Below are 13,437 nucleotides of genomic sequence, written 5' to 3'. Positions count from 1 at the left end.
ATTAGGTGTTCGGTGTGGTAACCTCACTTTTAACCTAATTTCACGGGGGTGGCAAGTTTTTTGCATTTAAATCCCTTTAAATCAAGGATTATTAACTTTTTTAATATAAAAGTTTTGACAATACGTTAGGTTCAGGGGAGGAGTAAGTATGAATTTTACTAAACAGATAAAAGAAGTCAAAGAGATGGACATTCGCGATGTGTGGGCGGCCCGAAAACGAATAAGCACGATTATTAACAGAACGCCAATCATCTATTCTTCGATTCTATCAGAAAAAATCGGCCGTAATGTTTATTTAAAGTTGGAAAATGTTCATGAGGTAGGAGCCTTTAAAGTGAGAGGGGCGGCTAATAAAATACTAAGTTTGAGTGAAGAGGAAAAAAGACGCGGGGTTGCCACGTTTTCAACAGGAAATCATGGGATGGCTGTGGCGTACATTGCTAAGAAAATTGGAATTGATGCCGTTGTCTGTATTTCCAATCGGGTGCCCAAGGCAAAAGTAGACTCACTAAAAAGACTGGGTGCTCAAATTGAAATCGTCGGAGACAGCCAAGACGACGCAGGAGTTCGCTGCTATCAATTGGAAAAGGAGAAGGGATTAACGGTGATCGAGCCCTTTGATGATCCTCATGTTATCGCCGGACAAGGAACGATAGGATTGGAATTGTTGGAGGATCTTCCTCATTTAACAGATGTGATTGTGCCGCTTTCCGGCGGCGGGTTGCTCTCTGGAATTGGCTTGGCATTAAAGTCCAATGATAAGAATCTTCGGGTAACAGGTGTTTCTATGGAAAAATCTGCAGTAATGTATGAAAGCTTAAAGGCTGGCAAGCCAGTCGTGCTAGAGGAAAGCGAGACACTTGCAGATAGTTTACTAGGTGGAATTGGACTGGATAATCTATATACATTCAACATGGTCCAGAAATATATGGATAATGTCTTACTTATTCCTGAAGATGACATTGCCTATAGTATGGCTTATATGATGGATAAACACCGTATCATTATGGAAGGGGCAGCAGCGACAGGAATTGCAGCAGTTTTGGGAAAGAGAATCCCTCACCAAGAGGGTGATTTGGCTATAATAATAAGTGGGCAAAATGTCGATCTTTCAATATTACAAACATTAATACAAAAGTATACCTTTGAGAGTAAAGGGAACTAATTTATAAACCAGCTATCACCAATCTATAATGCCGTACAATTGCGGAATTTAAGGGATGGAGGCAGCTGGTTTTTGTTATTTTGACAAATTTGACTAGAAATGAGCAAGAACGTTCATACAATCTGTCAGATGAAAAGCATAGTTGGTATTTCGTATAATGAACCCAGATAAATGAAATATTCAAAAGATTTAGTTAAAGTTAGACAGGAGTGAATGAGGTTATGTCATTCTTAACAACTGAGTATAAAGAAAGAGTCCGTAAAACAAAAGAAAGGATGATGCAAAAAGGAATTGATGTCCTCCTAATTACTGATCCAGCCAATTTAAATTACATTTCTGGCTATGATGGATGGTCATTTTATGTTCACCAGATGCTTGTCCTCATTATTGATGAAGAAGAACCGAAATGGATTGGACGGGGTCAGGATGCCAATGGCGCAAAAGTGACGACATGGCTCTCGCACGACAATATTATCCCTTACCCAGATGAATATGTTCAGTCATACATCTTGCATCCTATGGATTTCGTGGCCGATCGATTAAAAGAGTTAGGCCAGGAAAAGCGCTCGATTGGCGTAGAAATGGAAAACTATTATTTCACAGCCAAATGTTATCAACAGCTCACAAAGGGATTACCGAATGCAACCTTTTTAGATGCTTCTTTATTAGTCAACTGGGTTCGGCTAATCAAGTCGGATACAGAAATTGAATACATGAAGCGGGCAGCAAAAATCGTAGAAAAAGCGATGCGGGCAGGGATCGATTTGATTGAAGAAGGCGTAAGAGAATGTGATGTGGCAGCCAAGATATTTTATACACAAATTACTGGAACAGAAGAGTTTGGCGGGGATTATCCTTCCATCGTACCGCTCCTGCCATCCGGAGAAAAAACATCGACACCCCATTTAACTTGGACAGATGAACGATATAAAAATGGCGATGCAGTGATTTTGGAAATTGCGGGCTGTTACAAAAGATATCATTCACCGCTCGCAAGGACCGTTCAGATCGGTACACCAAAGGAAGAAATGAAAACCCTTTCAAGTGTCGCCGTGGAAGGCATAAATGCTTGCTTGGAGATGATTCGCCCGGGCATTGCATGTGAAGAAATTGAAGAAACATGGAGAAAAACCATTGAAAAAAGTGGATTTGTGAAAGATTCACGGCTTGGATATTCAATGGGACTGAATTATCCACCTGATTGGGGCGAACACACCATGAGTATTCGAAAAGGTGATAAAACAATCCTGCAGCCAAATATGACTTTTCACCTTATACCAGGATTATGGTTGGACCATTACGGTTTTGAAGTAAGTGAGTCGGTCCGGGTTACCGAAACCGGATGCGAAACATTTGCCCATGTCAACAGGGATTTGACTCTAAAGGGGCATCAAATGACGAAATAATGTGGGGGAGGTGAACAACCCGATGCTTATTTTTACCGAAAAGGAATTAAAACAATATGTCCAAATCAATCAAGAGGCAATAAAAGTAGTGGAGGATGCCTTTACTAAACTGTCCAGTAATGAAGTGATCATGCCACCGATCATGAGAGTGGACATTGAGGACCAGAATGGCGAAGTTGATGTGAAATCAGCTTATATCAAGGACAAAGAAATGTTTGCGATTAAAATTTCTTCCGGCTTTTTTAATAATTATCAGCTAGGCTTACCAAGCGGGAACGGCATGATGATTTTAATCAGCACACAGTCTGGTGTACCTGAAGCTATTCTTTTAGATAATGGGTACTTAACCGAAGTTCGTACTGCCGCTGCAGGTGCAGTAGCCGCTAAATATCTGTCCAAAGAATCTATTGAAACCGTAGGTGTTATTGGTGCCGGCAGCCAGGCAAGATTCCAACTCAGGTCGTTAAGTCTTGTAAGGAATGTTAGCAAAGTATTGGTTTATGCTCGCTCCGCGGAACGCGCTCAAGCATTTGCAGCTGAAATGGCCGCCGAATTGGGAGTTGAAATCACAGCAGTGCTCAGTGCGGAAACTGTCGTAAAAAACAGTGATACCGTGATTACTACAACCCCGACAAAAGAACCGCTAATTAAAGCAGACTGGCTCCATCCTGGACTACATATTACAGCAATGGGCTCGGATGCGGAACATAAACAAGAATTAGAAGCTGAGGTATTGGCGAAAGCGGATCTGCTGGTTTGTGATACAAAAGCTCAATGCGCCCGTTTAGGGGAATTACATCATGCACTAGCGAGAGGTGTACTTACAGAGAACTCGCAAATTATTGAATTGGGTGAGATTACTTCCTTGCAGGTGGAAGGAAGAACAAGCGATGAACAAATTACAGTTTGTGATTTAACAGGTACCGGTGTACAGGATACAGCGATTGCCTTGTTTGCCTATCAAGAAATGAAGAAGAGAAATTTAGGATTAAACATTGAGGGCAGCAATTTACTAATAAAAAAATAGTTGAGGAGTGGTTAATATGACAAACAAACAACCAAAAATGGGAACACAATCAGTATGGGCAGGAGAGAAAGATTATTTAGTACATGGTGCAACACAAGTTCCAGTTGTATTAAGTGTCGCTTATGGCTATGACGATATGGATGAATGGTATGATGTGGCAATTGGCAAGAAAAAAGGTCATATCTATGGACGTAATACAAATCCAACTGTTCAGGCATTTGAAGATAAAGTCAAAATCCTTGAAGGTGCAGAAGCTGCAACAAGTTTCTCAACAGGGATGGCAGCGATCAGCAATACACTTTCTACCTTTTTAGTACCTGGTGACCGCATTGTTTCAATTAAAGATACATATGGCGGAACAAATAAAATCTTTACTGAGTTCCTGCCGCGCCAAGAAATTGAAGTGGCTCTATGTGAAACAGGAAACCATGACCAAATTGAACGTGAAGTTGCCAAAGGCTGTAAAATTTTATATTTGGAAACACCAACAAACCCAACGGTGAAAATTACCGATATTGAACGTATGGCAAAAGCAGGCCGAGCGGCAGGGGCGCTTGTTGTCGTGGATAATACCTTTGGAACTCCAATTAACCAAAATCCAATCGCATTAGGTGCAGATTTAGTCATTCATAGTGCGACAAAGTTTTTGGGTGGACATGCAGATGCCTTAGGCGGTGTCGTTTGTGGTTCTCACGAACTTGTTGAAAAAATCTATCATTTCCGTGAAATTAATGGAGCAACAATGGATCCAATGGCAGCCTATCTTATCCTGCGCGGAATGAAAACACTTCATTTACGTGTCCGCCAGCAATGTGAAAATGCGATGACCCTAGCAAAATACCTGGAGACAAAAGAAATGGTCGAGGCAGTTTATTATCCAGGTCTTGAAACACATCCAAACCATGACATTGCAAAGAAACAAATGAAAAACTTTGGCGGAATGCTTAGCTTTGCTGTAAAGGGTGGAGTAGATACCGTTCGAGACCTTCTTCCTAAATTACAATATGCCAACCGAGCAGCAAATTTAGGTGCGGTTGAAACAACAGTTGGACCGGCTCGTACAACAAGCCACGTAGAATGTACACCAGAAGAACGTGCAGCCATGGGAATTCCGGAAGGACTGATTCGAATCTCTTGTGGAATTGAAGACATCGAAGACATTCTTGCAGATTTCGAGCAGGCCTTCAACCATGTTGAAAGTATTTTAAAAGTTTAATAGCTTTCAATCCAGTTTTAGGAGGAAAACAACAGATGCCGGAACGTTACGATCACCCTACCGTAGTTCAAGCAAACGAGTTATCAGATAGGATTATTGAATGGCGGCGCCTGTTTCATCAACATCCCGAACTCAGTTTTCAAGAGTTCGGGACCTCAAAATTTGTTGCTGAAACGCTAAAGAAAATTGATGGATTAGAGGTTGAAACTGGTATTGGTGTAGAAACGAGTGTCGTAGCCACATTAACGTCAGGAGAGGGCCCTGTGATTGCCATCCGTGCGGATATGGACGCACTGCCAATAAAGGAAGAAAACACCCATCATTTTAAATCAGAAAATGAAGGAATCATGCATGCATGTGGTCATGATGCCCACACATCTATATTACTTGGTACAGCCCATCTTCTTGCAAATAAATTTAAAAAAGAAGGGTTGAAAGGAACTATTAAATTTATTTTCCAACCGGCTGAGGAAAGTACGGATGACAAAGGCCTATCAGGTTCGCCGTACATGGTTCAAGCCGGTGCCTATGACCAAGTAGATGCTGCGATTGCCCTCCATATGTGCCCATGGCTTCCTGTTGGGGCAGCACAAGTGAACGATGGATACAGCATGGCTAATGTCGATGTGTTTTCGGCGAAAATTTTTGGAACAGGTGGTCATGGCGCCTATCCAGAACTTGGAACGGATCCCATCTGGATGCTCGGGGTTGTCATGCAAGCATTGCATGGAATCGTTGCTCGTAAAATACCAGCATTGGAAGCTGGAGTCATCAGTATTGGTCAGATCCATGCGGGGACGGCAAGTAATATTATTCCTAATGAAGTCAATATCTCAGGAACGATTCGCAGCTATACACCAGAGGTCAGGGATTTATTGAGTGCCGAATTAAATAAGGCTCTCTCTGTGGTTGAATCCTTGGGCGGAAGGTTTACACTCGATGTCGAAAGAGGAGAGCCGGCTTTATTCAATGATACTCGTGTGAACAGTTACTTATTAAAATCGATAGAAGAAATGTATCCAGAGTGCCAAATTGTCAGGCGTCCCTTTGGGATGGGCGGTGAAGATTTCGGCTATGTGACACAAAAGTTACCGGGAACATTATTTTTCCTAGGAAGCGGCACAGCGGATGGAATCAAAAGAGATTTACATACTCCCATCTTTGATATTGATGAAAACAGCCTAGCGATGGGTGCAGCTATTCTTGCACAAACTGCGGTCCATTTTTTAAAAGATGAATCTAATTCACCAGTTAACAAGGAGGGAAAGGCACATGTCTCATAAACTAGCTTTTATAGGATTTGGTGTAGTTGGTCAGGGGTTGGCAGAAATTTTGCTAAATAAAGAAGAAGAATTGAAACAAAAAGAAGGTTTTAAAGCGACTGTTGTCGCCATTTCCGATTTTCTGAAAGGTTCCATCTATCACCCCAATGGACTTGATTTAGATGTCGTATTGAATACCTTAAAGGAAACTGGGAATTTAGAAAATTATCCACAGTCACCTGGATTAATCACTGGATGGAACAGCCTGCAAACTATTGTTGGTACAAATGCAGATACGATTATTGAGGTGTCATATACCGATGTAAAAACTGGCCAGCCCGCGATTGATCATTGCAAAGCAGCATTTGAAAGTGGAAAAAATGTTGTCATGACAAATAAGGGTCCGGTAGCTCTGGCCTATAAGGAACTATCAGATATTGCTGAGAAGAATGGTGTTTATTGGGGATTTGAAGGCACTGTTATGAGTGGGACGCCATCATTAAGAATGCCTATTGTTACTTTGGCTGGAAATGAAATTAAAGAAATTCGCGGTATTCTAAATGGAACGACCAATTATATCTTAACGAAAATGGAACAAGAAGGCGTTTCTTATGAAGCTGCATTAAAAGAAGCACAGGAGCTTGGCTATGCGGAAGCAGATCCAACAAGTGATGTGGAAGGTTATGATGCAAGATATAAAATTGTCATACTAGCGAACTATGTCATGGGTATCCCGTTAAACGTTGAAAATGTTTCTTGCAAGGGAATTACTGAGATTTCATTAGAAGATATTGAAGTTGCAAAGTCCGAAGGAAAACGCTGGAAACTGCTGGCTAAAGTCAAAAAGGAAAACGGTACGGTTGTTGCTTCGATCGCACCGGAAAAAGTGGATATCACGGATTCCTTAGCATCCATTGGCGGTGCAGTCAATGCGATTACATATGAGTGTGATTTACTAGGACCTGTCACACTAAGCGGAGCGGGAGCCGGAAAAACAGAAACAGGATTTTCACTTTTAATAGACTTGATTAATATCAACCGTGAACGTAAACCGGTAACTGTATAAGGAATAGAACTTCCTATGCGCGCGACGGAACCGGACAATTCTCAAAGTCAAAACTTATTTAATTAACGTTAATAAGAGAAGGGCGGGAATGATTATGTCAGTTCAAATGGCAGGAAAGAAGATGCTGCTTGGTGGAGAATGGGTGTGCCGTGACCAGATTATTGAAGTGTGTGATCCTCAAGATAACAGCTTAATAGATACCGTTCCAGCTGCATCAGCTGAAGATATGATTCGCTGTATTGAGGAAGCTAAGGAGGGTGCAAAGCTTGCCGCAGCCATGCCCGTCCATGAGAGAATGAGAGTCCTCAATGCAGCAGCGGATTATATTGAAATGCATCGAGAAAGATTCGCTGTTACCATCTCAAAAGAAGGCAGTAAAACAATCAGGGAAGCAACCAAAGAAACAACTAGATGTATACAAACCTTAAGAATCAGTGCAGAAGAGGCAAGAAGAATTAATGGTGAAACGATCTCCTTTGATCAAATGCCAGGAAGTGAAAACCGAATCGGGTATTACTATCGTTTCCCAATCGGTATTATTGGCGCAATCACTCCGTTTAATGATCCATTAAACCTTGTTGCACACAAAGTAGGACCAGCGATCGCATCTGGTAACGCCATTATCGTGAAACCAGCTACGGTGACTCCACTAAGTGCCCTATTGCTTGCCGAAGCCTTTGCACATGCAGGACTTCCTCCGAAAGTTTTATCCGTCATAACAGGTTATGGGCATGAGATAGGGGATATTCTTGTAACCCATCCTGCGATAAGGATGATTTCCTTCACAGGAGGATTGGAAGCGGGAGAAAACATCGTTCGAAAAGCAGGGTTAAAGAAAATGAGTATGGAGCTTGGATCCAATTCCCCTGTGATCGTTTTGGAGGATGCTGATCTAGAACAAGCAGTCGAATCAAACGTGTCCGGTGCGTTTTGGGCAGCGGGTCAGAATTGCCTTGGTGTGCAGCGTCTCTATATTCAAGAGAGCGTCATGTCTAGTTTTCAAAAAAAGTTCGTCACTCGTACGGAGCAATACATTATCGGTGATAAACAAGTACAAGAAACGGATATGGGTCCGCTAATTAATGAAAAAGAAGCGAAGCGCGTGGAAGCTTTAGTGAATGAAGCCATTGAAAAAGGGGCCAAGCTACTGACGGGCGGTATCCGTAAGGGAGCATTTTATACTCCAACCGTCCTAACCAATATACCGGAAAATTGTAGAATCGCTAACGAAGAAATTTTTGGACCGGTTGTTCTTCTTTACCCGGTACAGGATTTAGACCACGCCATTCAAGAATCTAACCGAGTGGACTTTGGTCTGCAGGCGGGAATTTTCACTAAAAATATTGAAAAAGCCTACCAGGCGATTGCCCAAATGGACGTTGGCGGCATTATGATCAATGACAGCAGTGACTATCGGATTGATGCCATGCCGTTTGGCGGAGTGAAAAAATCTGGATTAGGCAGAGAAGGAATAAAGTTTGCCATCCAGGAAATGACCGAACCAAAGGTTGTGTGCTTTAAGTTGTCTACCGAACATTTTAGATAATTCATCTTGAGAATATGGGGGTTTTTTGATGTCATTTTCAACAATTGAGTATAAGGAAAGAATAAGAAAAACAAAAGAGAGAATGATCCAAAAGGGAATTGATGTCCTTCTTATCACGGATCCAGCCAATATTAATTACCTATCTGGCTATGATGGATGGTCATTTTATGTCCATCAGATGCTCGTTCTAATCGTTGATGAAGATCAACCAATGTGGATTGGGCGAGAAATGGATGCTAATGCAGCAAAGGTAACCACATGGCTCTATCGTGATAATATCATTCCTTATCCAGATGAATATGTGCAATCGGAAAGTAAACATCCGATGGATTTTGTCGCAAGTATTTTAAGGGAAATTGGTCATGATAATCGCTCCATTGGTGTTGAAATGGAAAACTATTATTTTTCAGCTAAGTGCTATGAACAGCTGAAAAAAGGTTTAGTGAATGCCACTTTTACAGATGCCACCTTACTAGTAAATTGGGTGCGCCTCATAAAGTCGGATGCTGAAATCGCATATATGAAAAAAGCTGCAATCATCGTTGAAAAAGCAATGCAGGCTGGCATCGAGTTGATTCAGGAGGGTGTCAGAGAGTGTGACGTGGCTGCAAAAATTTTCTATACGCAAATCACAGGTACCGAGGAATTTGGCGGTGATTATCCTTCCATTGTCCCTTTGCTGCCTTCTGGTGAAAAAACTTCTACTCCGCATTTAACTTGGACCGATGACCGTTATAAAGATGGGGACGCTGTTATATTAGAATTAGCGGGTTGCTATAAAAGATACCATTCGCCATTGGCACGGACCGTTCAGATTGGAAAACCGAAGCCTGAAATGGAGACCCTTTCAAAGGTTGCCGTCGAAGGGATTAATGCTTGTTTGGAGATGATCCGTCCAGGTATTGCTTGTGAAGAAATTGAAGAAACTTGGAGAAAAACAATTGAAAAAAGCGGCTTTGTAAAAGAATCACGCCTAGGATATGCGATGGGTCTGAATTATCCACCGGATTGGGGCGAGCATACAGTGAGCATACGAAAAGGGGACAAAACGATTTTGCAGCCAAACATGACTTTCCACCTCATTCCAGGATTGTGGCTTGATCATTATGGCTTTGAAGTAAGTGAGTCGATTCGAATCACAGAAAACGGCTGTGAAACCTTTGCCAATCTTCCAAGGAACCTGACATTAAAGGAATTTGTTTAGCGAGTGGAATTTAATAAAGGGGATGGTGCATGTATGAAGAAGGCTACAATGGCGACTGCAATTGGCAATCTTGTTGAATGGTATGAATACGGTATTTATAGTTATACTGCAGCAATTATCGGATCCCAGTTTTTTCCGGAAGGGAGCGGTACAACTGCTTTACTTTACGCTTTTGCGGTGTTTGCCATTTCGTTCTTCTTTAGACCATTGGGAGGCTTGATTTTTGGATCAATTGGTGATCGCTTGGGTAGAAAGAAGATATTGGTCATAACCATTATGCTTATGTCACTGTCAACAGCTGCCATTGGTCTGGTTCCACATTATGGAACCATTGGTGTAACGGCAACAGTGTTGCTCATCATTCTACGAATTGCCCAGGGGTTGGCTGCAGGCGGGGAATATACAGGTGCTTCTGTTTTTATGAATGAGTCTTCTCCTTCAAATCGCCGGGGACTATTCACTAGTTTACTTGAATCAGGTTCATTGTTGGGTTATATCATCGGATCTGTTTTTGTCGCTATTCTTACTTCCATTTTAAGTACTGAAGATATGGCAAGTTGGGGCTGGCGGATCCCATTTATTTGTTCACTGCCATTAGCGTTAGTAGGTATGTACGTCAGAACGAAAATTGATGATACGCCAACATTTATAAAAATGAAGGAAGAAAACACCTTGTCAAAGAATCCTCTCAAAGAGATGTTCTTAACAGCACGAAAACCTTTAGTTATCTCATTTTTAGTAGTGGCGTTCGCAAATGGAGCTTATTATACATTATTGACCTATCTTCCATCATACTTTGAGACGCAAGTCGGTTTATCGAGTATGGAATCAATGATTGTTACTACGCTAGGAATGGTATTAATGCTTATTCTTATTCCAATATTTGGTGTAATGAGCGACCGGTATGGAAAAAAGCCTTTTCTATTATTGTCATCTGGATTAACGATTCTAACAGCCATTCCAATCATTGCTTACGTTTCTAGTGGTGCACCATCAGGCCCATTGGTTGGTTATTTTGCTTTAGATGTAATCGTTGCTATCTTTATAGGTGTTTTCCCATCCACACTGCCAATGTTGTTTCCAAATCGAGTACGGAACACGGCATATGGAGCTTCCTACAATGTTTCAACAGCCATCTTTGGAGGGGGAGCGCCTCTTATCATTACTTCCTTACAAACATCGACAGGGAATAAATTAATGCCTGCATTCTTCTTAATGGGTACGGCATTAATGGCGATAATCGCTATCATGAATTTGCCGAAAGCTATTAATAACTCAAGTAAAATTGATAGTGATACTTCAATTGAAAAAACTAAAATCATTTAATAGGAATTTTATTTCCTATCTAGTAAAGTCTTTTCAGTTTGCGTTAAATTAAATAATCGACCTCCGCCGGAATCTGATTAAGGAGTAGGCGGAGGTCTTTTATTGCAAGTGTCTGACTATATGTTGAAAAGAGGAAATAGATTGTATGGGATAATTTTGGAGCTAACACTTTGACAACAAGTCCATATTGCAAATCCCTTATTTGAAGATAAACCATTCATTCCAGTAATATAAAGCCACTAAGCTTGTCATTAATCCAATTGGTATAACGAGTAAAGCGACTTTAATATACTTACCCCACGTAAATCTAATTCTATTGCTTTTTAAAATGTACATCCATATTAAAGTAGCAAGAGTTCCTACAGGGGTTATTAATGAACCAATATCACTGCCGAGCACATTTGCCAAATAAGATAATTGTAAGGTTTGCAGATCTAATCCCATATTGGTGAGGGATAATGTACCGATCATCACAGCAGGTAAATTATTAAATATATTTGACAAAATCGTTAATAATATACCCATTGTTAGACTAGCATTTAAATGACTACTTTCTACTAGGGGTTGAAGGTATTTTATTAAAAAGGATGTTAATCCAACATTCTGAAGACCGTATACTAAAACATACATACTAAAAGCAAAAATAAGTATATGCCACGGGGTTTTACTTATGACATCTTTTACCCCTTTTCCTGCTTTATACCACCTAATCATAATTAGTAAAATGGCCCCTGCTAATGCAATCCACTCCATAGGAATACCAAACGGTGTTAGGATAAAGAAACTGGCTCTTACTGCTACAACAATGACCATACTTACCCTAAACATCCACCAATCAATCTTTATATTTATTTGGCTCGTAAGCGGATCAGTAAAGTTTTGATCAATCTTTTTCGGAATATCCTTCTGATAGTACAAATAAAGTAAGCTTGCAATTGTTATAATACCAATCATAGATGGTACAAACATCATTTCTACATAGCTGTTTAAATCTATCCCAACAATTTTCAATGCAATTAAATTTGATATATTACTAATTGCAATTGGAGCACTGGAAGCGGTTGCGATTAATGCTCCAGAGAGTAAATAGGGAATTTTTTGATGGGGTTTAAGGTTGAGGTATTTAGTCATATGAATTATTATCGGGGTAGTAATCAATATACTTCCATCATTATTAAAAAAGATAGTCGTTAAAAAACAAATTAGGTTTACAAAAATGTAAAGTAAAGTTCCTGAACCTTTTGCTTTTTTAACTAAATTGAATGCAACCCAATTAAAGAAACCAATGCTTTCTAATACAATAGACATAATAATCGTTGATAAAATGGTAATAGACGCTCCACTAACGATATCGAGGATTTTATAAATATCATCTAAAGGCACAATACCTAAAAAAATAGTAATCGCTGCTCCAATAGCTGTGGGGATCGATTCATTGAGCCCTTTAGGCCGCCAAATTATTAAACTAATTACTGATAAAAAAATGATAAACATGAGGATCAATTCTAGGTTAAATATCTTGTTTCACCCCAAGGTTTATTTGGGACCCCTTCATATCGTCGTTTATCCTCGCTTGTTTTGCTGAATTACTATACTTTGTAGGTGGAACCAAGAAAATGTAGAAAAAAATCCCTAATAGCAAAACAATCAATGTAAACCCTCCTACAAATAAAAATTAGTAAATATATGTTAGAAGACATCCAATAAGGCTAGTGATATATGGAGGGTTTTATTGGTGGCAAAAAATAAATTTTGCCACCAACATATCACCAGTTATCTCCAGTTTCACAATTAGTTATTTTTCTTCTTTCCCTTTGGGCCTTTCTTTTTGTTTTGATTATTTTGAGCCTGAGAGTTGGCTCCATCGGCTTGAGCCTGAGAGTTGGCTCCATCGGCTTGAGCCTGAGAGTTGGCTCCATCGGCTTGAGCCTGAGAGTTTTCTCCATCGGCTTGAGCTTGAGAGTTTTCCCCATCAGCCTGAGCTTGAGCGTTTTCCTCATCAGCTTGAGCTTGAGAGTTTTCTCCATTAGCTTGAGGTTGAGAGTCTTCACTAACAACTTGAGATTGTGTGTTTTCTGCTTCAGTTTGAGCTTGAGCGTTTTCTTCAGTTTTAGCTTGAGATCCTTCTCCTTCAGTCTGAGATTTATTATTTTGGGCTTGTCCCTGATGATTCTTATTGTGTTTTGGCAAAATAAACACCTCCTTTTCCTTTTCTAGGT

The 13,437-nt window shown here is 40.4% G+C and carries 11 protein-coding genes; 9 read left to right on the top strand and 2 right to left on the bottom strand.

Features of this window, described 5'->3' with window-relative positions; all coding sequences use genetic code 11:
* Nucleotides 1-148: 148 nt before the first annotated feature.
* The 9 genes from eutB (at nucleotide 149) to ACE198_RS27020 (ending at nucleotide 11,218) form a co-directional block, all read left to right on the top strand.
* Nucleotides 149-1,165 (top strand): hydroxyectoine utilization dehydratase EutB, encoded by a 1,017-nt coding sequence (eutB, locus tag ACE198_RS27060; protein WP_375377693.1) that lies wholly within the window; start codon nucleotides 149-151, stop codon nucleotides 1,163-1,165.
* Nucleotides 1,166-1,386: 221 nt separating this feature from the next.
* Nucleotides 1,387-2,571, top strand: a complete 1,185-nt coding sequence (locus ACE198_RS27055; protein WP_375377692.1) for a M24 family metallopeptidase — start codon at nucleotides 1,387-1,389, stop codon at nucleotides 2,569-2,571.
* A 22-nt stretch (nucleotides 2,572-2,593) separates the two neighbouring features.
* Nucleotides 2,594-3,598, top strand: coding sequence for a cyclodeaminase (locus tag ACE198_RS27050; protein ID WP_375377691.1), 1,005 nt, complete (start codon nucleotides 2,594-2,596; stop codon nucleotides 3,596-3,598).
* A gap of 16 nt (nucleotides 3,599-3,614) precedes the next feature.
* A complete protein-coding gene (locus ACE198_RS27045) occupies nucleotides 3,615-4,814 on the top strand; it encodes a cystathionine gamma-synthase family protein (protein WP_251463227.1) in 1,200 nt (399 codons plus the stop codon).
* 35 nt (nucleotides 4,815-4,849) lie between these two features.
* The gene (locus ACE198_RS27040; RefSeq protein ID WP_375377690.1) at nucleotides 4,850-6,097 is read left to right on the top strand and encodes a M20 metallopeptidase family protein; all 1,248 of its coding nucleotides are present in this window, start codon (nucleotides 4,850-4,852) and stop codon (nucleotides 6,095-6,097) included.
* Entirely contained in the window at nucleotides 6,087-7,142 is a 1,056-nt protein-coding gene (locus tag ACE198_RS27035; protein WP_375377689.1) for a homoserine dehydrogenase, read from the top strand. Before ACE198_RS27040 ends, ACE198_RS27035 begins: the two co-directional genes overlap by 11 nt.
* Before the next feature lie 94 nt (nucleotides 7,143-7,236).
* Complete coding sequence (locus ACE198_RS27030) at nucleotides 7,237-8,688, top strand: aldehyde dehydrogenase family protein (protein ID WP_375377688.1); 1,452 nt, start codon at nucleotides 7,237-7,239, stop codon at nucleotides 8,686-8,688.
* 28 nt (nucleotides 8,689-8,716) lie between these two features.
* Entirely contained in the window at nucleotides 8,717-9,892 is a 1,176-nt protein-coding gene (locus ACE198_RS27025) for a M24 family metallopeptidase (protein ID WP_251463229.1), read from the top strand.
* Nucleotides 9,893-9,925: 33 nt separating this feature from the next.
* Nucleotides 9,926-11,218 carry an MFS transporter gene (locus tag ACE198_RS27020; RefSeq protein ID WP_375377687.1) on the top strand — a complete coding sequence of 431 codons (1,293 nt, stop codon included), beginning with the start codon at nucleotides 9,926-9,928 and terminating at the stop codon, nucleotides 11,216-11,218.
* Nucleotides 11,219-11,416: 198 nt separating this feature from the next.
* Here ACE198_RS27020 and ACE198_RS27015 read toward each other — a convergent pair whose 3' ends face one another.
* The gene (locus ACE198_RS27015; protein ID WP_375377686.1) at nucleotides 11,417-12,712 is read right to left on the bottom strand and encodes an arsenic transporter; all 1,296 of its coding nucleotides are present in this window, start codon (nucleotides 12,710-12,712) and stop codon (nucleotides 11,417-11,419) included.
* A 297-nt stretch (nucleotides 12,713-13,009) separates the two neighbouring features.
* On the bottom strand, nucleotides 13,010-13,408 hold the full coding sequence (locus ACE198_RS27010) for a hypothetical protein (RefSeq protein ID WP_375377685.1): 399 nt from the start codon (nucleotides 13,406-13,408) through the stop codon (nucleotides 13,010-13,012).
* Between the last annotated feature and the right edge of the window lie 29 nt (nucleotides 13,409-13,437).

The sequence above is a fragment of the Neobacillus sp. KR4-4 genome, assembly GCF_042136325.1.
GTDB lineage: Bacteria > Bacillota > Bacilli > Bacillales > Cytobacillaceae > Neobacillus.
This window is presented reverse-complemented; position numbering and strand designations above follow the sequence as displayed.

What these genes read in the sequence shown, in the direction of transcription:
- eutB (WP_375377693.1), top strand. Translation starts at nt 149, where the DNA reads ATGAATTTTACTAAACAGATAAAAGAAGTCAAAGAGATGGACATTCGC.
- ACE198_RS27035 (WP_375377689.1), top strand. Translation starts at nt 6,087, where the DNA reads ATGTCTCATAAACTAGCTTTTATAGGATTTGGTGTAGTTGGTCAGGGG.
- ACE198_RS27020 (WP_375377687.1), top strand. Translation starts at nt 9,926, where the DNA reads ATGAAGAAGGCTACAATGGCGACTGCAATTGGCAATCTTGTTGAATGG.
- ACE198_RS27050 (WP_375377691.1), top strand. Translation starts at nt 2,594, where the DNA reads ATGCTTATTTTTACCGAAAAGGAATTAAAACAATATGTCCAAATCAAT.
- ACE198_RS27055 (WP_375377692.1), top strand. Translation starts at nt 1,387, where the DNA reads ATGTCATTCTTAACAACTGAGTATAAAGAAAGAGTCCGTAAAACAAAA.
- ACE198_RS27015 (WP_375377686.1), bottom strand. Translation starts at nt 12,712, where the DNA reads ATGTTTATCATTTTTTTATCAGTAATTAGTTTAATAATTTGGCGGCCT.
- ACE198_RS27045 (WP_251463227.1), top strand. Translation starts at nt 3,615, where the DNA reads ATGACAAACAAACAACCAAAAATGGGAACACAATCAGTATGGGCAGGA.
- ACE198_RS27030 (WP_375377688.1), top strand. Translation starts at nt 7,237, where the DNA reads ATGTCAGTTCAAATGGCAGGAAAGAAGATGCTGCTTGGTGGAGAATGG.
- ACE198_RS27025 (WP_251463229.1), top strand. Translation starts at nt 8,717, where the DNA reads ATGTCATTTTCAACAATTGAGTATAAGGAAAGAATAAGAAAAACAAAA.
- ACE198_RS27040 (WP_375377690.1), top strand. Translation starts at nt 4,850, where the DNA reads ATGCCGGAACGTTACGATCACCCTACCGTAGTTCAAGCAAACGAGTTA.